Raw genomic sequence first — 21,606 nt, 5'->3', positions numbered from 1 at the left:
CCAAGCCATTGAAGAAATCAGAAATATATGCTACAATAGAACTGAAACATGGATTTCTTACACGACAAAGAGGGGAGAAGCATGACAAATCAGTTGAAAAAGAAATGTACAACCAGCGGTATTGTTCTGCTCTCCGTTGCTTTGGCATACTTATTCCGTCTCATCGGCAGGGGCAGCTTTTACCCCACACTTTTTTCTTACCTGCGCAGCTTTATCTATATCGGCGTGTACGCTGCCTGGGGGCTTTCCGTTCGTCAGCGTATTGTGCAAAAGCAGGTGAGACGTTATCTGACCAGTGTGTCGGTGCTACTGATCCTGTGGTTTGTTTTTCGTTCGGCAAAGTATTTTATTTTCTGGCAGCCGATCCCCATACGATATCTGTGGTACTTGTTTTATCTGCCTATGCTGTTCGTGCCCATGCTGGCACTGCTGATCGCCATGTCTCTTGGAAAGCCGGATACCTATCGCCTACCTGGATCGACTGCCGTGCTTTGGTTGATTTCCGGTGCGCTTCTTCTGCTGGTGCTGACCAATGACCTGCACCAGCTGGTATTCACCTTTCCCCAGGATGCTGCTCCGTGGACAGACACGAATTACGGCTATGGCATCGGATATTTTGCCGTGATCGGCTGGCAGGTGTTTTGCGGAGTAGCAGCGCTGATCGCCATGCTCCTTCAGTGCCGGATCAAAAACGGCAGGCGACGCCTGTGGCCGGTGCTTCCGCTGGCAATCTCCCTGACCTACCTTGCGCTGAACTATGCCGGTGTGCCCTGGCTGAAAGCCCTGCTTGGGGATGTAACTGCCTTTCAGAGTTTTATGTATATGCTCTGCTTTGAAGCCTGTATTTCCTGCGGATTCATCCATTCTAACAGCCGCTATGGGGAACTGTTTGCCGCCTCTGTAGGCACCTCTGCGGAAATCACCGATCAGGATTTTTTCGTTTGCTATGCTGCACGAAACACGGAGCCGATTTCGCTGACCACAATGAAACAGGCGGTGAACCATCCCGTTCCGACAGGAAATGGTCTGACGGTTCATACCATGCCCATCAGCGGTGGCTATGCCGTATGGACGGAGGATGTGTCCGCATTGCTGGCTGTGAAGGAGGAATCCGAAAGCCTTGCAGAGGAACTCAAGGAACGCAATGACCTGCTGCGGTATGAGTATAAGCGTGAGGCAAAGCACCGGAAGGTGGAGGAACAAAACCGGCTTTACGATCTGCTGCAATCGGTTACCCAAACCCAGATTGACCGCATTGCTGTACTGACGAAGGAATACCGGACGGCATCTAAAGCCGATCCGGCACAGGCGAAAACATTGCTGGGGGAAATCGCTGTGCTGTGCAGCTATATCAAGCGTCGGAAGCATCTGACGCTGCTTGCTGACCGGGATTATAAGGTTGCTGTCAGCGAATTGGAACGGGCTGTGTCCGAATCCCTGCAAACGCTGAAGTTGCTGCACGTCCGCAGTACGCTGTATATGGAAAGTGGGGATCCCATGCTTTCCGGCAGGACGGCAGCGGCAATTTTCGATTTTTATGAACAGGTCATCGAAGCCGATCTTGAGCATCTGCAAAGCGTTCAAGTGAGTCTTACCAATGCAGGAACGCTCCGCTTCTCCTTGTATCTATGCTGCAAAAGCGATTTGTCAGCACTCGCTGACCGTCCCGGTGTCCGATACGAGTCGGAGGGGGAGGATGACTATCAGTGTATCCTCTTTTTCCCGGAAGGAGGTGCGCCATGAGCCCCTTCTCTGCAATTCCCGCTGTTTGGCAAACCGTGATCCCACTGATTCTCTTTTGTGAAGCGGTGCTGGAGCTTGGCTTGTTTTTGTATCAGCTCCTGCATAGGCGGATGCCGCTGCGGAGTCTGCCCTGCGTTGTGCCGTTCGGGATTTTAGTCACGCTACTCCTTTCTGTGACCCAGGGAGATCCCAATGCGGGCAAGGATGCCTTTTTGATCCATGCAGCATGGTTGTTTTTTGTGATCGTTATTGTCCTTGCGGCACTGCACTTTGCCATTGCATTTCCGAGAGAATACCGCCGCCGCAAAAATGAGTTGTCTCCCTTCTCTATTAAAGAGGCCACTGATAAGCTCCCTATGGGTATCTGCTTTGCTGACCCGGACGGCCGCATGATTCTGTGCAACAACCGGATGCGGCAGCTTTCCTTTGCACTTTGCGGTCATGAGCTGCAAATTGTTCAGGATCTGGAAAATGCTTTGGCGCATCCGAGCAGCACTGTTACCGTGAGAGGCGATTGCTACATTCTGCCGGATCAAACCGTCTGGCAGTTCCGTACCCAAGCCATTATCGTGGACGGCAATGATCGTTGGCGACAGATGACTGCCCACAATGTAACCGAGCTGTATCTTGGAAACGTTCGGCAGGGAGAGATCAATCAACAGCTCCGACAGGTCAATCAAAAGCTGAAAAAAATGTACGAGCGTATGGCGGATGACATCAAAGAGAAGGAAAGCCTGAATCTGAAAATTCACATTCACGATACCATTGGCAGAAGCCTGCTTACCATTCGTGACATCATCGCCAGCGGTGAGGACACCGATCAGAAGATTGCATCTTTGCAGGAGGCAGTAGGGGTGCTGACCAGTGACCGTACTTCCCCCTGCGGCTCCATGGAGCAGGTGAAACAATCGGCAAAGGCTCTGGGTGTCACGGTTCAGGTGGAGGGCTATCTGCCGCCGGATTCCAATGTTGAGCAACTGATTGTTACTGCAGCAAAGGAATGTGTAACCAATTGTGTCAAGCACGCCGGCGGCAGTCTGGTGCAGATCCACATCGTTCAGCGGAATGGTCTGTATGATATTACCATCACCAACAACGGCACCATTCCTACAGAGCCTATTCGGGAGGGCAGCGGGCTTACCTCCCTTCGCCGAAGCATCGAAGCAGCATGCGGCGAAATGTATACGGCATACAAGCCATGCTTTGCCCTGCTCATTACGCTTCCGGAAAAGGAGAACGACTTATGATCCAAACGATACTAGTAGAAGACGATCTGTATATTCAAAAATATTTTGCCGAGCGGCTGGAGGCGAATGGTGGATTCCGTCTTGTTGGCGTGTACCGTGACGCTTTTGAGGCTGAAAGACACTGCGATCGCACTGTACAGCTGATTTTGATGGATGTGCAGACCCAGCATAAGCATTCCGGTCTTGCTGCTGCCGGGCGAATCAAGCAGGCGTTTCCCAATGTGAAGATTCTGGTGGTGACCTCCCTTGTGGATCCGGAGGTGCTGACAAAAGCCAGAACGGGCGTTGCGGATAGTCTGTGGTATAAGGATCATGGAACGGCGGAGCTTTTGGATGTGATCCGGCGCACCCTTGCCGGAGAACACGTTTTTCCGGACACTGCGCCTGCGGTGGAGATGGAGGATACTATGTCCGATCAGTTTTCTCCCCGTCAACTGAGCATTCTGCGGTGGTACATTCGTGGGCTTACCTATCAGGAAATCGCCGACAAGCTGGGCATTACCAAGCGAGGCGTCCGTTGGGCGCTGGATGATATGGTGGAAAAAGGCGGATTTGAGAACAGGGAGGCTCTGGTTGCCACTGCCATTGAAAACAAGCTGATGGTTACCACCTTAAAAGAAGAAGCATGAAGCTTCCCCTTGCGCTTTATGGCGCAGGGGGATTTTTTGTCCCGGCTTTTTGAAAATGAGGGGGTTTTTCCTCGGTTACTGTCACAAGTGACAGTGACAAAAGGGGAAAAATCAGTACAATAATAGATAGGCAGCACCGTACAATTTCTGTGCGTATTGCCTGTATAGACTCGTAATTGCAAAAGGCGGTGATGCAAACATGAGAAAAATGGTGTTAGACATGCAAAGCGGTATTCATGCCCACAACATGGAACGCATGCTGATGCAGAAGCTGGAGGATTACCAGGTGGTGGTCTCCGAGTCGCCGGATTCCACCGCCGAGTGGTGCAAGGTGCACAAACCCAATGTGCTGCTGATGGAGGTCAAGGCGTATTCTCCCTGGATGTTTTCCGAGCGGATGAAGATTCGTGAAAAGCTTCGGCAAAGTAATCCCGACTGCCGCATTATTTTGTTTGTAGATGATGAAAGCGATTACGATCTGACGGAACATGTGCGGCAGGCAAAGCGTGAAGGGCTGATCGATGCCTTTTTGTTTGGCTCGGTGTCTGAGAATTATTTTGCTTCGGTTGTCGACAGCATGTAACAGTCGGTCAGATATAATGGTACTGTTGCCACTCCTGTTTTCGCAACAGGTTCAGAATGAAGTGGGTCATGATTACGGAAAATACTTGTGCAATTTGTGGGGCATCCATCAATATATTTCAGTCCCAGAAGCTGGCGGACGGAAACTATCTCTGCCGTAAGGTGTGCTGTAAAATGGAAATAGTGGCGTAGAGGACATCTGGCTGAATGAGTTGCGTTCTTGAAATGAATTAGGAGGTGGTTAGTATGAGATTCAGACAAGCTGCTGCATTCGTGATTACATTGCTTTTTGGACTGGTTATGTGTTCAGGATGCGGGGCGGAGACGCATGAAAGCTCCGCCAAACAATCTGCAGTATCCGGCAGCGGTTCTTCTGTTGCCGCATCCACGACAGCAGAACGGATGGATCCGAAGCCTGTAGAATCCAGCGAGCCAACGGAGGGGACGGAGCCTTTGGACTCGTGTGAACCGACAGAAGAAACGGATTCGCAGCTTCTGGGCTTGCATACGAGCATTGATGAAAGCGGCTATCAGGTGGGCATTGCATACATTGGATATGTTGGTGCTGAGAGGACGGAGGAGGAGATCCGCATCTATCTGGAAGGCAGCCCGTATGCGGAAGCGTATGCCTTTCTCTGTGATGCGCCCTTGGTTGATGCAGACGGCGCAGAGCTGTACGCAGTCGTCACCACGAGAAAAGACCGGAGTGCATCCGTTTATCCGGCGGATGTAAACGAGGAGGGAACATACGACGTACATACGGAGCAGCCCCTGTATAAAGGAAAGGGCACAGACTGCTTTTTGCTGTATTGCAATATGAGCGAGGTACACTCTAATGTATCCATCGCAATTCAGACGGGGGACGAGCGCCTTTTTGTGAATCCGATGATTTCCGGCAAGGATGGCAGGCTTGGAAATCTGGATTGCTATGATTTTTCCATGTATACGGATGGCAACGAAACGCAGGATGATGTCATGATTGCATACGGCGTTTTGTTAGAAGCGGACGAGGTGCAGTCCTATATGAATCTGGGCATGACTCTGCAATACACCGGTCAAATTCAGGTCATTGATGGGCACTCATGCTGGATCTTTGCTCTGGGTACGGATCACGAGGATCAGTTTGTCCGGGAATTGTATTATGGCGTATGCGATAATCTGATTTATTCCTATGATGCCATAACTGATACATGGACGGCGCTGGGTGGATGACAGAAATTGCACATGGATCCGATGATGAGATCCGGGAGGAGAGAAAATATGCCTATTTATGACGGTCTGAGCACCACACCGCAGGCAGCAGGCGGTACTGCACAATCTGCTGGATTCCAACGGGAAACCTTTCGTTTTACTGTGCTGCCGGAGAACCTTGCGCAAATGCAGGCGTTTCCGGAAGCTAATCTCAGTACGCCCTATCAAACGGCGGTGATGACGGTACTGGCGCTCTGCGCATATGCAGCTGATAAGAACAGGGGCATAGAAATGCTCAACTGGCTCAGAGGACCCCGTCCGCTGAACGGTCAGGAAATCTCATTTCTAAACGATCGGTTCCGTGGCGGCAAAACCTATCTGCCGTATACCTATTTTGCCGGTGCAACGCCGGACAATGGCTACACGCCGGCACAGCCCTACACAATTACCGTGGAATGCGGTCATTTTTCCGAGGAAGAAGCTGGATATATGAAGCTGTTCATCCCCTGCGGCGGTGCGGACAGTCCACGCCCGGTAAAGCTCCGCCAGCGTGGTCAGGATGGTAAGTGGTTCTTGTGGGAGCAATATCTGCTGACCGGTGTGCGTCTTCCAAAAGCAGCGGATCCTTGGGCATGCGGGCAGGATGGGAGCGCTTCTGGCAGATGATCCAGAGTAGTATACAATAGAATGGAGGAAAGAGTATGAAGAAAAAAATTGCAAAACAGTTGTTGAGCTTATTTTTATCTTTTGGTATGCTGTATGGTGTTGTGGGGACAGAGGGTCTGCCGATCAGTGCGGAAAATAACTACGACATTTCCCTGACCATTACATATCCAAGAGTCAGAGAAGTGCCGGAGGCACCGCAAGAGTTTGAAAGTACTGATTCTTTAGATCTCACCTATCTGGGATGTGAATGGAAAAATGTTGAGGATACGGAACAGTGGGATGATGGCACAGAGTTTATTGAATGGATGTATACGTTCGTGAACAGTAGGGATTTTAACACGCTGTATGACTTTGAAGACGGGAAAATGTACTACCAACGCATCTATTTTATGATCAAAAATGTCTCAGTATCCATAGATGATGAGGCAACCGCTACTCTGGTGGATTCTGCAACAATGCAGCAGCTGAATGCAGACACAGTCTATCTGACAAGCTGTAAAGATCTTATGGATGAGCTTGGCGGCTCAGTAGACCTGCCCTCTGGCATGACAATAAACGATTCCCTGATGTACATTGACACAGGTTCCCTGATTTGCTCACCCAGGGGACATATGCATACTGAAAGTTCCAGTTGCGCATTTGATGATCAGAACCATTGGAAAACATGCCCTGAATGTGAAATTAAACTGGTAGATACCGTTCGCAGTCACAGCATCATCCATGGCATGCTTGAAAAATGGACATGCAAACAGAGTGCAACTGAAAATCGGGAAGGCATTTGGAAGAAAACATGCGATTCTTGTGAGTATGTGTATGATACTATAAAGGCTCCTGTTGTTTCTGAGCAGACCATTGTTTCCAGTTACGAAGAACTGCAGGCGGCACTCGCTAAGGGTGGAAAGCAGTGGATCACCTTAAAGTCGAAAAGTTCTGCAAATACATGGATATATCAAGAAGACATGGACACTGATAATATGTTGGTTCTGGATGATCCGGATGCTGACATCACGATCAACTTGAATAGTTGTAGTGTGATTCGGGACACAGGTAGGTATGATGATGCCCTATTTGACATCCGGCAGGGTAAACTGCGAATTTTCAGCACACAGCTGACAGGCATTCCAGTAAATGACTACAATATGCAATTTCGTAGTTTGGCCCGTACATCCTGCTTGTTCCGGGTTGGGGAAAATGGTACTCTGCGCCTGACGAATGTGAGCGGTTTTACGCCCTACGAAGGTATGGCTTACGGGCAACCCATGGTCATTTCCGAAGGAAATCTGCAGATCGATGGGGGATATTACTGCAATATGATTGATTCGTTCTCGTCCAGTGGAAGCACCCGTGGAGCAGCAATTCTGATTGACGGTGGCACAGCTGTTATCAATGGCGGCAGATATGCAGGCACGGCTTGTGGCATTGCTGTACGGAATGATGCACAGCTAACAGTTAACAACGGATATATTGGCAGTTGGGATAACGGATTGTACATTGGAGACAATGCGAGTGCAGTGATTCATGACGGCGAGTTCGACCGCTACGAAAAAACATCTTCTTCTTCAAAATCCCAGAATTGTGCCGTTATGATGAACAGCACTGGTGATCTGACCATATATGGCGGTAGCTTTTACGGAGCAAAGCAGGGCTTGTTCCTGCAATCAGCCGGACAGGTTACTATTTGGAACGGTTCTTTCAAAAGCAGGAATCCCAGAGAAGCCCAACAGGGGGCAATGGTGATTTCTGATATGGAAAACATGAATATCACAGTCTACAACGGGACATTTTCTGGGACAACCGGAATACGGTCCAACGTAAAGTTTCCGTTGAAAGACATTCTTCCGGACAAGAACAGCAATGGCATGAGGGCCACGGGTAATGGTGTGGTGATTGATCTCAACACAGAAGCATTCATATTTGGCGAAAACCGCCTGACGATTGAAAAATCAGTTCCTATAATCACGAAACAACCTCAGAATGTAACTTTGATTTCGGGCAATGATGCAAGGTTCTCTGTAGAAGCAATTGGTGCCGTGCGTTATGAATGGGAAATATTTGATGTAGAAGATGAAACGCAGCAGCCCTATTCCAGAGAAACTGTATTGGCACACTGCTCTGGCGTCAACAGCTTTGAAGAAAGTACATTTCAGATTTATGGTGTCAGTTCCTGGTTTTTGAACAAAGCGGTACATGTATGGATCAAAGGCAAGGATGGCGGTGTCACCTCTCACACAGCATATTTTAACATTATTGTCAAACCGCCGGCAGAATCATCTCAGCTTAAAAATGTGATTGTTGCGCCTGGCGGCACTACGTCTTTTACTTATGAAACTTTGTATGCAGATGAATTTCGCTGGTCTTTTACCAATTATGAATGGGATCAGATAGATAATGAAGAACTGTTGGAATATAAAAGCAACGGTCGCACATTGACGCTGTACAATGTTTCTGAGTTTTGGGACGGAGAAACTGTTTATTGTGATGCACTCAATGAATTGGGGTACATCACCTCGGATAAAGCAGTTATCACCGTAGGTGTTGCAGGAGACGTGAACGAGGACGGAGCAGTAACTGTTGCGGATCTGCTGATGCTGCAAAGATGGCTCATTCAGTCTGGCACTGTCACCAATGGACGGCTTGGAGATCTGGACGGCAACGGTACTCTGAATGGTACTGACCTGTATCGACTCAAGCGCATGCTGCTGATTGATGCATAACAACAAGAATCCCTCTGACAGGATCCTGCCAGAGGGATTTGTGCGCATAGAAAGATTTTTATTTGAAGCAAAGCTTCTGTACAATGGTCATGACGTCATCCGCTGTGACCAGGTTGTCCTGGTTGATGTCGGCGTTCTGTGCACCGGGAACCAGCGGCGTGACAGCTGCATCCTCTGCGACCATGCGGCTGATCAGCACGGCGTCCTTAATGTTCACTGCGTCATCCAGGTTTACGTCGCCAAGCAGAGTGACCGCAGGAGCCGGCTTAGTGGCTGCATTCAAAAGATCCGGTGCATTCCGTGCAGCTAGATCCCGGTAGTAGTCAATGGAAAGATGAGTCCCATCGGGCGAAGTATACATATCGAAATAATCGATGGTTTGGATGTAATCGTGATATTCTACATCCAGATTATGTTCCTGGATATAATCCCGGAACATATCCACCATGGAAACAATATTGTATTCACCGTTTAAGAACCCGAAGTTGAAAGCAGACTGCAAAAGCGGAAGATCTTCTGTAGGAATGTCATCGGCGAAAACAACGTTGTGCGTATTTGCCTCGATCACAGACGAGCATATAAACATTCGTGTTCGGAATATAGACCAGGAATGGAATGTGGTATCGGACATGAAGACCGGAGAGTCCGGCATATCGACTTCAATCAGTCCATAAACTCTGGAACCGATTTCACCGCTGAATGCATAGCTGCTGATGTATTCCAGGCTTTCCGGTAACGTAAGAACATGGTTCTGTTGCTGTGCATTGACAATGGAGAATCCATTTTCTGCAAACGCCATGTAACCGATAAAGACGACGTTTTTCGGCAGATTGATGCGATACGGAGCTTTCTCTGCTTTTGTCATAGAACGGCTGGTTTTAAAGTCACAGAAAACATTGTAAAAGGCATAATCTGAAATAATTTCAATGGAGTCCGGCAGAATAATTTCCCGGAGTTCCGGCAAGGTGCGATACAGCTCTTGGAATGCATTGGATCCAATCACTTTGACGGGCTTATTGTGGATTTCCTCCGGAATTGTTAGAACTGTAGCGTCCAAAGGGAACACATCAAAGTCCAGACCGGTGATACACACTGAACCATCAGCCAGTTCATCATAGCAAATCCCATTTTCCACGCCGGAGGCGATGGTTTCGCTGATATTTGCTCCGGCATCCTTAATCTCGAAAGCAGCCCATTTTTCATTGCCTCCAATTGTGACCTGATCGGTGATGTTGCAGCGGTATCCGTATTTTTCAATCAGCTGCTCTTTCGTTAAATTCCCGGCGGAAGCGGATAAAGCTCCGCAGGAGAGCGTTGCCAGGGCGCTAAGAAGGGCAATTGCGGATTTTACACGTTTTTTCATATATTAAGACCTCCAATCTACAGTTCGGGTGTGGTCTTCAGCGGTCCAATAGAAGCATGAAATCATGTGCGCCAGATATCTGTTGATGTCATCGATATCGTTCTACTTCAGACAAATAGATCACCCTTTTGTTTGGGTTTGCGCTTACTATTCTTTTGGTACCACCCCCTATATTTAGGTCGTGTTGACACTAAGCCTAACAACGCATCTTTTCGGCAAAATTTCACGCATTCTGCGTTAAAAAGTCTTGACAGGCGACAGCCTGCCTGCGACTTTTTGCCTTGTCTACGTAAAATTTATGCTCGAAAATCTGCATATTATCTTAGTGTCAACACTCCCTAGAACAGAAAAGATCCGGATAGAATTCTGATCCTTTCTTTACTCTCCATTATATCCCTTGACTCAAAATTTGTCAAGGGATATTCTGAAAAAAATTTCCGGTACAAGTGAAAAACTGTTCAGAAAAGAGTACGCCCGGAATTGGAATGAAATGTTCAGCCTGGTAATGCAGGGTTATGCTTTGGCGGATGAACCTACCGGTAAACTGCGCACCAAGGCTGCAACGTCTTGCTGTGATGCCATTCATGTGACAATTCTGTGAAAAAATGAAAACTGTGTGAAAATTAGCACTCTCTACTTGACAGTGCTAATCCTCCGTGCTATACTATAAACAGAACAAAGGAACAGAGCAGCACCAAAGGATTCCGGTGCTGAACCTCCGTGCCCTTGCTCAGTATCATAAAAGCATGTGATGAGTATAAGGAGGACTGACCTATGTTGTATCCTAGCATTTTTGGTGAAAACTTGTTCGATGATTTCTTCAGATTCCCTGACTTTGGCAGAGATGTGGAGAAGAAGCTCTACGGCAAGCACGCTGCACAGGTTATGAAAACCGATGTGCATGAGCACGATGACCACTATGAAATCGTGATCGATCTGCCGGGCTTCAAGAAGGATCAGATCAATCTGGAGCTGCGGGATGGGTATTTGACCGTCAGTGCTGCAAAGGGCCTTGACAAGGACGAAAAAACCAAAGAAGGCAAAATGATCCGTCAGGAGCGCTACGCAGGTGCTATGCAGAGAAGCTTTTATGTGGGCGATGCTGTGAAGGAAGCGGATGTAAAGGCAAAGTTTGAGGACGGTGTTCTGCATATCACCGTGCCGAAGGCAGAGCCCAAGAAAGTGGAGGGTCACAAGTATATCGCCATTGAGGGATAATGCCCCGCTGAATTTTGACTTCTGAAATAAGAATCCCCGAAGTTGTTCGATGGAACGGCTTCGGGGATTTTTTGTAGAGTGACGCTGTGAAAACAATGTGCGGCATTCCATGCACCGACAGACATTCTATTTTAGTGAGAATACAGATTCTCAATCCGTATCCTGTTGCATGCTTGACAGGAACATGTTGAACAAATATAATGAGAGCAACATCGCACAAAGATTGTAGCGCGGGCATTGGAACGGCGCTTTCTGCGTTGCTTTCTTGTGCTGATCCAGTGGAAATGCCGCAAAACCGGCATTTGCGGCACATATACACTTCGACATGGCTTCATATGAAAAATTAGTGATTGCATATTCTGTCGAAGTGTGTTATAATATTCACGATATGTATTATTGGGAAGGTGTGTACTTATGAACAAAATCTCCATCATCGGAACCGGCAGCGTTGGTTCCACCATTGCGTACTCTCTGGCCATTATGGGAATGGCGTCCGAAATCGTCATGATTGATATCAACAGCGAAAAGGCTCTGGGCGAAGCGCTGGATATCAGACAGGGCACCCCCTTCTGCAGCCCCTGCTCCATTTACGCAGGCAGCTATGTGGATGCAGAGGATTCGGACATTGTGATCCTGACATCCGGTATTGCAAGAAAGCCTGGTCAGTCCCGTCTGGAGCTGGCGCAGACCAATGTCAACATTACCAAGAGCATTATCCCGGAAATCACCAGACATGCACCCAACGCTACTTATATTATAGTAAGTAATCCGGTAGATATTCTGACCTACACATTCCACAAGTTCTCCGACCTGCCGGAAAACCGGATCATCGGTTCGGGTACGATTCTGGATACTGCCCGTCTGCGTGCAAGACTGTCTGAGTACTACAACATCAGCCAGAGCAATGTACACGCATATGTATTCGGTGAGCATGGGGACTCCTCCTTCATTCCCTGGTCTGTAGCCAACATTTCCAACGTGCCGATCCTGGAGTGCGACAAGCTGATCACCACACCCGGCATCGAAAAGCCCAAGCTGGATTTTGTGGACATTGAGCAGTATGTCAGAAAGTCCGGTGGCAGAGTCATTGCCCGGAAGGGTGCCACCTTCTATGCGGTTTCTATTTCCGTATGCCACATCTGCAAGTGCCTGCTGGGCGGCGTGGATACCACAATGACTGTTTCCAGCATGATGCACGGGGAATATGGCATTGATGATGTCTGTCTGAGTACGCTGAATCTGGTAGGCGACGATGGGATTCGTGGAAAGGTGAATGTGCCTTTGACTGACGAGGAAGTTGCAAAGCTGCGGCTGAGTGCGGATACGCTGAGGGATGTAATTAAGAATCTGGAAATTTAAGATAAAGGTGGTATTTTCACGATGGAATATCGGATTGAACACGATTCTATGGGCGAAATGAAGGTTCCGGCTGATCGGCTTTGGGCTGCACAGACCCAGCGGAGTCACCAGAACTTCAAGATCGGTGTGGACATTGAAACCATGCCCCGGGAGATTACCCACGCTTTCGGCATTCTCAAGAAGGCTGCCGCTCTGGCGAACGCTGAACTGAAGCCGGAAAAGATGACTGCCCAGAAGCTGGCTGCTATTTCTCAGGCATGCGATGAGGTGATCTCCGGATCTCTCAACGATCATTTCCCCCTGGTGGTATGGCAGACCGGTTCCGGCACTCAGTCCAACATGAACGCCAACGAGGTCATTGCAAACCGGGCAAACCAGATCGCCGGCGAAAAGCTTTGCCACCCCAACGATGACATCAATATGAGCCAGTCCTCCAACGACACATTTCCCACCGCTATGCACATTTCCGCAGTGCTTGCCATTGAAGATAAGCTGCTGCCGGCAGTGGGCACCCTGATTGAAACCTTCCGCCGCCTGGAAGCGGAAAACGAGGGCATAGTCAAGTCCGGCAGAACCCATTTGCAGGATGCGACTCCCATCAAGTTCAGCCAGGAAATCTCCGGCTGGCGTGCAAGCCTGGAAAAGGATGTGGAGCTGCTGCAGCTGGCAGTGAAGCCCCTGCATGAGCTGGCACTGGGGGGCACCGCAGTGGGCACCGGTCTGAATGCGCCTGCCGGATTCTCCGAGCTGGTGGCAAAGAAGGTTGCGGAGCTGACCGGCAAGCCCTTTATCACTGCTGAAAACAAATTCCATGCGCTGACTTCTAAGGATGAGCTGGTATTTGCACATGGTGCCATCAAGGCAACTGCCTGCGATATGATGAAGATCGCAAATGATGTGCGCTGGCTGGCATCCGGTCCCCGGGATGGTCTGGGCGAGATCCACATTCCGGAAAATGAGCCCGGCTCCTCTATTATGCCCGGCAAGGTAAACCCCACCCAGTGTGAGGCTGTTACCATGGTTGCTGTACAGGTAATGGGTAACGACGTGGCAGTTGGCATGGCAGCATCCCAGGGCAACTTTGAACTGAATGTATTCATGCCGGTTGCAGCATACAACTTCCTCCAGTCCGCTCGGCTGCTGGCGGAAGCCATCGTATCCTTCAACGTGAACTGCGCAGTGGGCATTACCGCAAACAAGGATAAGATGTATCATAATCTGCATAATTCTCTGATGCTGGTAACAGCGCTGAACCCCTACATCGGCTATGAGAATGCAGCAAAGACAGCAAAGAAGGCATTTAAGGACAATATCTCTCTGAAGGAAGCATGCGTAGAACTGGGATTCCTGACAGCAGAGCGGTTTGACGAGGTATTCCATCCCGAGCAGATGGTCTGAGTTCGGGCAGTATTGGAGGTAAAGGATGAAAGTTAGTTATTTTCCGGGCTGTACCCTCCGTACAAAGGCAAAGCAGCTTGATTTTTATGCACGGAAGTGCGCCGAGATCCTTGGCGTAGAGCTGTGTGAGATCGAGAACTGGCAGTGCTGCGGTGGCGTATTCGTCAGCGCAAAGGACGAGATTGCGTCCAAGCTGTCCAGCGTCCGTGCCCTTGCAGCAGCAAGAGATGCGGAGCAGCCTTTGGTTACGGTTTGTTCGGCTTGTCACAATGTGATCAAGCAGACCAATTATGCCATGCAGAATGATGCGGACTTTGCTGCAAAGGTCAACCGTTACATGGCACAGGATCCCAACCCCGCTGCCCCCTATGCAGGGGAGACCCAGGTGTATCATTACCTGGAGCTGCTGCGGGATGTGGTCGGCTTTGACAAGATCAAGGAGGCAGTGGTAAAGCCTCTGACCGGCAAAAAGATCGCCGCATACTACGGCTGTCTGCTGCTGCGCCCCGGCAAGGTGATGCAGTTTGACGATGTGGAGAATCCTCAGATCATGGAGGATCTGATCCGGGCACTGGGCGCAGAGCCTGTGATCTATGCACGGCGCAACGAGTGCTGCGGCGGCTATGTAGCTTTGGAGGATCCTGCGTCCGCAAAGAAAAAGAGCAATGCAGTCAGCGAGAATGCTGCAAGCCAGGGGGCGGAGCTGATGGTGACCGCCTGTCCGCTGTGCAAGTACAATCTGGTGAAGAACGGCAGTCCGGTTCCGGTGGTTTACTTCACTGAACTGCTGGCGGAAGCGCTGGGCGTAAAGGAGGATACCTATGCTGAATAAAGATGAACGCCGGAAGGAGCAGATCCTCCGCATGAGCGGTGTCAATCCCCGCAAGTGCATGCGCTGCGGCAAATGTTCCGGCACCTGCCCGTCCTATGACGAGATGGAATACCATCCCCACCAGTTCGTATATATGGTAGAGAATGGGGAGATCGAGGCGCTGATGCAGTCCGACTCCATTTATAAGTGTCTGTCCTGCTTTGCATGCGTGGATCGATGCCCCCGGGGTGTGGAGCCGGCAAAGCTGGTGGAGGCGTTGCGGCTTACCGTGATCCGTGAAAAGGGTTCAAACCATATGACTGCCAACGATATTCCGGCGCTGGTGGACGAGGATATGCCCCAGCAGGCGCTGATGAGTGCTATGCGTAAGTATTCTAAGTAGGAAAGGAGAAACGACCATGCAGAGAATTGGAGTTTTTGTCTGTCACTGCGGTACGAACATTGCCGGTACGGTGGATGTGAAGGCGGTTGCACAGGCGATCAAGAATGAACCCGGTGTTGTTTTCTCCACCGATTATCAGTATATGTGTTCCCAGGCGGGACAGGAAATGATCAAGCAGGCAGTTGCGGACAACAAGCTGACCGGCATTGTGGTTTGCTCCTGCTCTCCCCGTATGCACGAAGCTACGTTCCGCAAGACTGCGGCAGCAGCCGGACTGAATCCCTATATGGTGGAGATCGCCAACATCCGTGAGCAGTGCTCCTGGGTACACAAGGAGATGCCCATCGGTACAGAAAAGGCGATCATCCTGGCAAAGGCTGCGGTTGCAAAGGTGAATCTGAATGCGCCTCTGACCCCTGGCGAAAGCCCGGTTACCAAGCGTGCGCTGGTTATCGGCGGCGGCATTGCCGGCATCCAGACGGCGCTGGATATTGCAGACGCAGGGTTCCCGGTGGATATTGTGGAAACCAAACCGACCATCGGAGGCAAGATGGCACAGCTGGATAAAACATTCCCCACTCTGGACTGTGCAGCCTGCATTCTGACCCCGAAAATGGTGGATGTGGCACAGAACGAGAAGATCCGTATCTTCTCCTACTCTGAAGTGACCGATGTGAAGGGTTTTGTGGGCAACTTTGATGTGACCATCAAGCGGAAGGCTCGTTACGTCAAGGAGGATGTATGTACCGGCTGCGGCGCATGCACCGAAAAGTGTCCCCAGAAAAAAGTGCCCAATGAGTTCAATCTGGGCATGGACAACCGCCGTGCCATTTACATCCCCTTTGCACAGGCTGTGCCGAAGGTTGCGACCATTGATCCCAACTACTGCACCATGCTGAAAACTGGCAAGTGCGGCGTCTGCTCCAAGGTGTGCACCGCCGGCGCCATTGACTATAAGGCAAAGGACGAGTTTGTGGAGGAAAAATACGGTGCCATTGTGGTTGCCACCGGCTTTAATCCCATCTCTATGGAGAAGTTTGATGAGTTTGCATACTCCCAGTCCAAGGATGTCATCACCTCTCTGGAACTGGAGCGTCTGATGAACGCTGCGGGTCCCACAGGGGGAACTTTGCTTCGCCCCTCCGACCATGAGCATCCCCACACCATCGTGCTGGTGCAGTGCGTTGGTTCCCGGTGCTCCGCATGCGCAGAAAAGGGAAAGGAATACTGCTCCAAGATTTGCTGTATGTACACTGCAAAGCACGCTATGCTGATCCGTGACAAGTATCCGGATACGGACGTGTATGTGTTCTACATTGACGTGCGTACGCCCGGCAAGAACTTTGACGAATTCTACCGCCGTGCCGTAGAGGAATACGGTGTCCACTACATCAAGGGCATGGTTGGAAAGGTAACGCCGGAGGGGAAGAAGCTGCATGTTCAGGCTTCTGATCTGCTGGATAACAAGCAGCTGCACATTGATGCGGATCTGGTGGTTCTGGCTGCTGCCATTGAGCCGGATAAGTCCGCCCGTCCTCTGGCAACCATGCTGACTGCCAGCATGGATACCAACGATTTCTTCACCGAAGCCCACCCCAAGCTCCGTCCGGTAGAAAGCCCGACAGCCGGTGTATTCCTGTCCGGCACCTGTCAGGGCCCGAAGGATATTCCGGAGACGGTTTCCCAGGCGGGCGCTGCTGCATCCAAGGTCATCGGTCTGCTGTGCAAGGATAAGCTTACCGGCAATCCCTGCATTGCCCATTCGGATGAAATGATGTGTAACGGCTGCTCCACCTGTGAGAAGGTTTGCCCCTACGGTGCCATCACCTATGTGGAGAAGGAATTCAGAATGCCCGACAGAACCACGAAGGTTCGACGTGTGGCGTCCGTCAATGAGGCGGTCTGCCAGGGCTGCGGTGCATGTACCGTTGCCTGCATGTCCGGCGCAATGGATCTGAGAGGCTTCAGAAATAAACAAATTATGGCGGAGGTGGACGCAATATGCAAGTAAACGAGTATCAGCCCCTGATCGTGGCTTTCTGCTGCAACTGGTGCTCCTATGCCGGTGCAGATCTTGCCGGGAACAATCGTTTGAACTATCCCGCCAACATCAAGATCATCCGTGTACCATGTTCCTGCCGTGTCAATCCCATGTTCATTCTCCGTGCCTTTCAGAGAGGTGCGGACGGGGTGATCCTTTGTGGATGCCATCCCGGGGACTGTCACTATACATCCGGCAACTACTATACACGCCGCCGTATGGCTCTGCTGTTCTCCATGCTGGACTATCTGGGCATCGAGAAGGAGCGCACCCGTGTAGAATGGGTCAGCGCAGCTGAGGGCGCAAAGTTTGCTGCCACCATGAACGACTTTGCCAAGACTGTTGCGGCGCTTGGTGAAAACAAGAGACTGGAGGATCTGCGATGCAAGAAGTAAAACGTGAAGTTCTCGTATCCAAGGCTTCCGAACTGCTGAAAAACGGCACAGTGGATCGTGTACTCGGTTGGAAGGCCGGAGAATTCGATTACGATATTACGCCCGCTGTATTCCACACTGGCGAAGAACTGGAACAGGATTTCGTCTGGAATGATTTTTGCGGTGCGAATTTTTCCAAATATCTGGTATCCGAAACAGGGAAAAGCGAAAACAAGATCCTGGTATTCCTCAAGCCCTGTGATACCTACAGCTTCAATCAGCTGCTGACAGAGCATCGCTTCGACCGGGAAAAGGTCTATGTGGTGGGTGTTGGCTGTAATGGCATGCTGGATGTGGCAAAACTCCGCTCCAGCGCAGAGGGCATCCTCCGTGTGAACACAGAGGATCCGGACAAGGTTGCAGTGGAAACCCTGTATGACGGCACCGTAACATTGGATCGGGCAGAGCTGCTGCCGGATCGGTGCGTCAACTGCAAGTCCAGGAAGCATGTTGCCTATGACGAGTTGCTTGGCTCCGACGGGGAAGTGCTGGACTGCCACAGATTCGATGAGGTGGAGCAGATCGAACGCATGACCCCGGATGAGCGCTATGCCTTCTGGCAGGGTGAGCTGTCCCGGTGCATCCGCTGCAATGCCTGTCGTGATGTATGTCCCGCATGTACCTGTGAAAAGTGCGTGTTTGATAATCCCCAGTCCGGTGTGGAGAATAAGGCACCGGCAACCTCCTTTGAGGAACAGATGTTCCACATTATCCGGGCATTCCATGTGGCTGGTCGCTGCACCGACTGCGGCGAGTGTTCCCGTGTCTGCCCCCAGCATATTCCGCTGCACCTGCTGAACCGGAAGTTCATCAAGGATATTGACAACTTCTACGGGGATTATCAGGCTGGCGCAGAGGTTGGCAGCCGTGCCCCCATCGTAAACTACAGAACCGACGATCTGGAGCCGGGCGAAGCAGTGGAAAGGGGTGGCGAGCATGCGTAAAATTACGTTGAATCAGCTGGATCAGCTGTTTGCAGAGATTGCGTCTGCAAAGACCCTGTATCTGCCCACGGATACCAAGGCTGGTGCAAAATATACCAAGTGGCAGCAGGGCGCAGTGCTGTCCGATGCCCTGAATACGGTGAGAAGCGCCAAGGATTTCTTCTTCCCCCAGACCGAAAATCTGATGGATTTCAAGGTGGAGGGCAAGAACATTGAAGTCATCGACACCCGCAGTGAGTGCGAGGATTTCGTGCTGTTCGGCGTGCGGGCCTGTGATGTGAAGAGCTTTGAGGTTCTGGATAGGGTTTTCCTTGCAGAGCCTGTGGATTCCTATTACAAGAACCGCCGGGAGCATGGTATCATCCTGTCCCTGGCATGCACCAGACCCCAGGAGACCTGTTTCTGCGGCACCTTCGGCATTGACGCTGCGGAGCCGGAGGGGGATGTGGTCTGCTATAAGACGGCGGATGCTCTGTACCTGGACGCAAAGTCTGAAAAGGGCAATGCTCTGCTGGAGAGTCTGACCTGCCTGACAGAGGATGCGGATCCCACTCCGGTGGAAGCGCAGAAGGCACAGACCCGGACATATCTTGCAAAGTTGCCTCTGGCAGACCTGAAAACCGATGGGTTTGGCGCAGGCACCACCAGCAAGTTCTTTGATGCGCCCGAGTGGAAGGAGCTGTCCGCTACCTGTTTGGGATGCGGCACCTGTACTTTTGTTTGTCCCACCTGTCAGTGCTACGATATCAAGGATTTCAACACCGGTCACGGGGTCAAGCGATTCCGCTGCTGGGATTCCTGTATGTATTCGGACTTTACCAAAATGTCCGCCGGTCAGCCCAGACTGACTCAACTGGAGCGCTTCCGTCAGCGCTTTATGCATAAGCTGGTATACTATCCCACCAACAATGACGGACTGTTCTCCTGCGTCGGCTGCGGTCGCTGTCTGGCAAAATGCCCGATCCAGATGAACATTGTCAAGGTGATGAAGAAGTTAGGAGGCAGCGTCAATGACTGATATCAAGGAGCCGCTTATTCCTGTAGTGGGCGTTGTGACCGATATCCGGATCGACACGCCGGATGTAAAGACCTTCCGGGTGGTAACACCGGAGGGGAAAAAGGCCTTTGAGCATAAGCCAGGACAGTGTGCGATGCTGTCCATTCCGGGCGTAGGTGAGGCGATGTTCTCCATTACCTCCTCTCCTACCAATACAGAGTTTATGGAATTTTCCATCAAAAAGTGCGGATGCGTGACCGAATGGCTCCATTCCATGGAGGTAGGGCAGCAGATCACCATCCGGGGACCCTACGGCAGACCCTTCCCGGTGGATACGGATTTCGCCGGACACGACATGCTGTTTATTGCCGGCGGTATCGGTCTGGCGCCTCTGCGCTCCGTCATCAACTACTGCCGCCATTACCGGGATCGATACGGCAAGATCGACATCGTGTACGGCTCCCGCAGCATGCAGGATCTGGTGGACTACAAGGAAATCATTGACGAGTGGGCAAAGGATACGGGTGTCAACGTATATCTGACCATTGACCGGGAGCAGCCGGAGTGGGACGGTCACGTTGGCTTCGTGCCTAACTACGTCAAGGAGCTGGGCTTTTCCACCGACAAGATCGCAGTGCTCTGCGGTCCCCCCATCATGATCAAGTTTACCCTGGCTGGCTTGCAGGAGCTGGGCTTTGACAAGACCCAGGTCTACACCACCATGGAGCTTCGCATGAAGTGCGGCATCGGCAAGTGCGGTCGCTGCAACATCGGTGCAAAGTATGTCTGCAAGGACGGGCCGGTGTTCCGGTGCGACGAGATCGACGAGCTGCCGGATGAATATTAATCAGGAGGAACATTGCAATGGAGAATATGGTGAATATTTACCTCTTCGGTAAGCAGTACAGCGTTCCGGACAATCTGACCATCATGCGTGCCATGGAGTATGCAGGATATCAGCTGGTACGGGGCTGCGGCTGCCGGAATGGTTTTTGCGGCGCATGCGCTACAATCTACCGGATCAAGGGTGACCGGGAACTGAAAACCTGTCTTGCTTGCCAGACCAAGGTGGAGAACGATATGTATGTGGCAACGCTGCCCTTTTTCCCGCTGGTCAAGCAGGTTTACGATATGGAAAAGATCAAGCCCACCGAGCAGATCATGATGCAGTTGTATCCGGAGATCTACGCCTGTGTTGGCTGCAATGCCTGCACCAAGAGCTGCACCCAGAGCCTGAACGTCATGCAGTATATTGCATATGCACAGCGGGGCGAATTTGACAAGTGTGCTGAGGAATCCTTCGACTGCGTTATGTGCGGCGTATGCTCCTCCCGCTGTCCTGCCGGGATCTCCCATCCCCAGGTAGCTATGCTGGCTCGCCGGCTCAACGGCAAGTACTTAGCCCCCAAGGCCCAGCATCTGGAGGATCGGATCAAGGAGATCAAGGACGGTACCTTCACAGAGCTGATCGAATCCCTGATGCAGAAGCCCATTGAGGAGATCAAAGAGCTTTACAACAACCGTGAGATTGAGAAGTAAGGGGGCGCTGTTATGTATTCAAAGGAATTTCAGGAATCTCTGAAGGCAGTGGAAGCTGCAAGAGAAGCGAATATTGCATATGAGCCGGCGCGCATGACCGCACAGGAGAAGGAAGATCTGCTGGCGGCATACCATCCGGATTACAAAAAGAGTGAATTTGCCACACTGCAGATCGGTCCCAACAAGGGAGAATCCGTACCCCACGAGCTTTGCGAAATGCTCCAGGCTCACAGCCGGATCCAGGCTAAGGACGTGGATCTGGACAATGTGAAGTATGATGTGGATGTGCTGATCATCGGCGGCGGCGGCGCAGGTGCATCTGCTGCC

19 protein-coding genes and 1 pseudogene are annotated in these 21,606 nt (G+C 50.9%); 19 read left to right on the top strand and 1 reads right to left on the bottom strand.

Annotated elements, in window-relative coordinates; translation table 11 throughout:
- The first annotated feature begins 81 nt into the window (after positions 1 to 81).
- From QVO51_RS05260 to QVO51_RS05230, 7 genes are all read left to right on the top strand, one after another.
- Positions 82 to 1,743: a histidine kinase N-terminal 7TM domain-containing protein gene (locus QVO51_RS05260; protein WP_022357516.1), complete on the top strand. Its 1,662-nt coding sequence runs from the start codon at positions 82 to 84 to the stop codon at positions 1,741 to 1,743.
- Positions 1,740 to 2,990, top strand: coding sequence for a sensor histidine kinase (locus QVO51_RS05255; protein WP_022357515.1), 1,251 nt, complete (start codon positions 1,740 to 1,742; stop codon positions 2,988 to 2,990). The genes QVO51_RS05260 and QVO51_RS05255 overlap by 4 nt, the downstream gene beginning before the upstream one ends.
- A complete protein-coding gene (locus tag QVO51_RS05250) occupies positions 2,987 to 3,619 on the top strand; it encodes a response regulator transcription factor (RefSeq protein ID WP_022357514.1) in 633 nt (210 codons plus the stop codon). The genes QVO51_RS05255 and QVO51_RS05250 overlap by 4 nt, the downstream gene beginning before the upstream one ends.
- A 199-nt stretch (positions 3,620 to 3,818) precedes the next feature.
- Positions 3,819 to 4,202, top strand: a complete 384-nt coding sequence (locus QVO51_RS05245; protein WP_022357513.1) for a response regulator transcription factor — start codon at positions 3,819 to 3,821, stop codon at positions 4,200 to 4,202.
- 245 nt (positions 4,203 to 4,447) lie between these two features.
- Positions 4,448 to 5,413 carry a hypothetical protein gene (locus QVO51_RS05240; RefSeq protein WP_022357512.1) on the top strand — a complete coding sequence of 322 codons (966 nt, stop codon included), beginning with the start codon at positions 4,448 to 4,450 and terminating at the stop codon, positions 5,411 to 5,413.
- A 48-nt stretch (positions 5,414 to 5,461) separates the two neighbouring features.
- Positions 5,462 to 6,058 (top strand): DUF6935 domain-containing protein, encoded by a 597-nt coding sequence (locus QVO51_RS05235; protein WP_022357511.1) that lies wholly within the window; start codon positions 5,462 to 5,464, stop codon positions 6,056 to 6,058.
- Positions 6,059 to 6,093: 35 nt separating this feature from the next.
- Positions 6,094 to 8,772 carry a dockerin type I repeat-containing protein gene (locus QVO51_RS05230; protein WP_022357510.1) on the top strand — a complete coding sequence of 893 codons (2,679 nt, stop codon included), beginning with the start codon at positions 6,094 to 6,096 and terminating at the stop codon, positions 8,770 to 8,772.
- A gap of 58 nt (positions 8,773 to 8,830) precedes the next feature.
- Here QVO51_RS05230 and QVO51_RS05225 read toward each other — a convergent pair whose 3' ends face one another.
- Positions 8,831 to 10,135, bottom strand: coding sequence for a leucine-rich repeat protein (locus QVO51_RS05225; protein WP_022357509.1), 1,305 nt, complete (start codon positions 10,133 to 10,135; stop codon positions 8,831 to 8,833).
- Positions 10,136 to 10,909: 774 nt separating this feature from the next.
- Between QVO51_RS05225 and QVO51_RS05220 the strand changes: the two genes are divergently transcribed.
- The 12 genes and pseudogenes from QVO51_RS05220 to QVO51_RS05165 all read left to right on the top strand — a co-directional run.
- A complete protein-coding gene (locus QVO51_RS05220; RefSeq protein ID WP_022357508.1) occupies positions 10,910 to 11,353 on the top strand; it encodes an Hsp20/alpha crystallin family protein in 444 nt (147 codons plus the stop codon).
- Between the two features lie 414 nt (positions 11,354 to 11,767).
- Positions 11,768 to 12,712 carry an L-lactate dehydrogenase gene (locus QVO51_RS05215; RefSeq protein WP_022357507.1) on the top strand — a complete coding sequence of 315 codons (945 nt, stop codon included), beginning with the start codon at positions 11,768 to 11,770 and terminating at the stop codon, positions 12,710 to 12,712.
- Between the two features lie 21 nt (positions 12,713 to 12,733).
- Positions 12,734 to 14,110: a class II fumarate hydratase gene (fumC, locus tag QVO51_RS05210; protein WP_022357506.1), complete on the top strand. Its 1,377-nt coding sequence runs from the start codon at positions 12,734 to 12,736 to the stop codon at positions 14,108 to 14,110.
- 25 nt (positions 14,111 to 14,135) lie between these two features.
- Positions 14,136 to 14,942, top strand: a complete 807-nt coding sequence (locus QVO51_RS05205; protein ID WP_022357505.1) for a CoB--CoM heterodisulfide reductase iron-sulfur subunit B family protein — start codon at positions 14,136 to 14,138, stop codon at positions 14,940 to 14,942.
- On the top strand, positions 14,932 to 15,324 hold the full coding sequence (locus QVO51_RS05200; RefSeq protein WP_022357504.1) for a 4Fe-4S dicluster domain-containing protein: 393 nt from the start codon (positions 14,932 to 14,934) through the stop codon (positions 15,322 to 15,324). The genes QVO51_RS05205 and QVO51_RS05200 overlap by 11 nt, the downstream gene beginning before the upstream one ends.
- Before the next feature lie 16 nt (positions 15,325 to 15,340).
- Positions 15,341 to 17,335 (top strand): CoB--CoM heterodisulfide reductase iron-sulfur subunit A family protein, encoded by a 1,995-nt coding sequence (locus tag QVO51_RS05195; RefSeq protein ID WP_015558158.1) that lies wholly within the window; start codon positions 15,341 to 15,343, stop codon positions 17,333 to 17,335.
- Complete coding sequence (locus QVO51_RS05190; protein ID WP_015558159.1) at positions 17,326 to 17,760, top strand: hydrogenase iron-sulfur subunit; 435 nt, start codon at positions 17,326 to 17,328, stop codon at positions 17,758 to 17,760. The genes QVO51_RS05195 and QVO51_RS05190 overlap by 10 nt, the downstream gene beginning before the upstream one ends.
- Entirely contained in the window at positions 17,748 to 18,743 is a 996-nt protein-coding gene (locus QVO51_RS05185; protein WP_022357503.1) for a 4Fe-4S dicluster domain-containing protein, read from the top strand. The genes QVO51_RS05190 and QVO51_RS05185 overlap by 13 nt, the downstream gene beginning before the upstream one ends.
- On the top strand, positions 18,736 to 19,761 hold the full coding sequence (locus QVO51_RS05180) for a 4Fe-4S dicluster domain-containing protein (protein ID WP_022357502.1): 1,026 nt from the start codon (positions 18,736 to 18,738) through the stop codon (positions 19,759 to 19,761). The genes QVO51_RS05185 and QVO51_RS05180 overlap by 8 nt, the downstream gene beginning before the upstream one ends.
- Entirely contained in the window at positions 19,754 to 20,587 is an 834-nt protein-coding gene (locus QVO51_RS05175) for an FAD/NAD(P)-binding protein (RefSeq protein WP_015558162.1), read from the top strand. The genes QVO51_RS05180 and QVO51_RS05175 overlap by 8 nt, the downstream gene beginning before the upstream one ends.
- Positions 20,588 to 20,604: 17 nt before the next feature.
- Positions 20,605 to 21,279: a 4Fe-4S dicluster domain-containing protein gene (locus tag QVO51_RS05170; protein ID WP_022357501.1), complete on the top strand. Its 675-nt coding sequence runs from the start codon at positions 20,605 to 20,607 to the stop codon at positions 21,277 to 21,279.
- A 12-nt stretch (positions 21,280 to 21,291) separates the two neighbouring features.
- Positions 21,292 to 21,606 (top strand): annotated as a pseudogene (locus QVO51_RS05165) (succinate dehydrogenase/fumarate reductase flavoprotein subunit); the annotation flags it as partial.

Source organism: Ruminococcus sp. CAG:379, from assembly GCF_000434255.1.
Taxonomy (GTDB): Bacteria; Bacillota; Clostridia; order Oscillospirales; family Ruminococcaceae; genus Ruminococcus_F; species Ruminococcus_F champanellensis.
This window is presented reverse-complemented; position numbering and strand designations above follow the sequence as displayed.

What these genes read in the sequence shown, in the direction of transcription:
- QVO51_RS05260 (WP_022357516.1), top strand. Translation starts at nt 82, where the DNA reads ATGACAAATCAGTTGAAAAAGAAATGTACAACCAGCGGTATTGTTCTG.
- QVO51_RS05255 (WP_022357515.1), top strand. Translation starts at nt 1,740, where the DNA reads ATGAGCCCCTTCTCTGCAATTCCCGCTGTTTGGCAAACCGTGATCCCA.
- QVO51_RS05250 (WP_022357514.1), top strand. Translation starts at nt 2,987, where the DNA reads ATGATCCAAACGATACTAGTAGAAGACGATCTGTATATTCAAAAATAT.
- QVO51_RS05245 (WP_022357513.1), top strand. Translation starts at nt 3,819, where the DNA reads ATGAGAAAAATGGTGTTAGACATGCAAAGCGGTATTCATGCCCACAAC.
- QVO51_RS05240 (WP_022357512.1), top strand. Translation starts at nt 4,448, where the DNA reads ATGAGATTCAGACAAGCTGCTGCATTCGTGATTACATTGCTTTTTGGA.
- QVO51_RS05235 (WP_022357511.1), top strand. Translation starts at nt 5,462, where the DNA reads ATGCCTATTTATGACGGTCTGAGCACCACACCGCAGGCAGCAGGCGGT.
- QVO51_RS05230 (WP_022357510.1), top strand. Translation starts at nt 6,094, where the DNA reads ATGAAGAAAAAAATTGCAAAACAGTTGTTGAGCTTATTTTTATCTTTT.
- QVO51_RS05225 (WP_022357509.1), bottom strand. Translation starts at nt 10,135, where the DNA reads ATGAAAAAACGTGTAAAATCCGCAATTGCCCTTCTTAGCGCCCTGGCA.
- QVO51_RS05220 (WP_022357508.1), top strand. Translation starts at nt 10,910, where the DNA reads ATGTTGTATCCTAGCATTTTTGGTGAAAACTTGTTCGATGATTTCTTC.
- QVO51_RS05215 (WP_022357507.1), top strand. Translation starts at nt 11,768, where the DNA reads ATGAACAAAATCTCCATCATCGGAACCGGCAGCGTTGGTTCCACCATT.
- fumC (WP_022357506.1), top strand. Translation starts at nt 12,734, where the DNA reads ATGGAATATCGGATTGAACACGATTCTATGGGCGAAATGAAGGTTCCG.
- QVO51_RS05205 (WP_022357505.1), top strand. Translation starts at nt 14,136, where the DNA reads ATGAAAGTTAGTTATTTTCCGGGCTGTACCCTCCGTACAAAGGCAAAG.
- QVO51_RS05200 (WP_022357504.1), top strand. Translation starts at nt 14,932, where the DNA reads ATGCTGAATAAAGATGAACGCCGGAAGGAGCAGATCCTCCGCATGAGC.
- QVO51_RS05195 (WP_015558158.1), top strand. Translation starts at nt 15,341, where the DNA reads ATGCAGAGAATTGGAGTTTTTGTCTGTCACTGCGGTACGAACATTGCC.
- QVO51_RS05190 (WP_015558159.1), top strand. Translation starts at nt 17,326, where the DNA reads ATGCAAGTAAACGAGTATCAGCCCCTGATCGTGGCTTTCTGCTGCAAC.
- QVO51_RS05185 (WP_022357503.1), top strand. Translation starts at nt 17,748, where the DNA reads ATGCAAGAAGTAAAACGTGAAGTTCTCGTATCCAAGGCTTCCGAACTG.
- QVO51_RS05180 (WP_022357502.1), top strand. Translation starts at nt 18,736, where the DNA reads ATGCGTAAAATTACGTTGAATCAGCTGGATCAGCTGTTTGCAGAGATT.
- QVO51_RS05175 (WP_015558162.1), top strand. Translation starts at nt 19,754, where the DNA reads ATGACTGATATCAAGGAGCCGCTTATTCCTGTAGTGGGCGTTGTGACC.
- QVO51_RS05170 (WP_022357501.1), top strand. Translation starts at nt 20,605, where the DNA reads ATGGAGAATATGGTGAATATTTACCTCTTCGGTAAGCAGTACAGCGTT.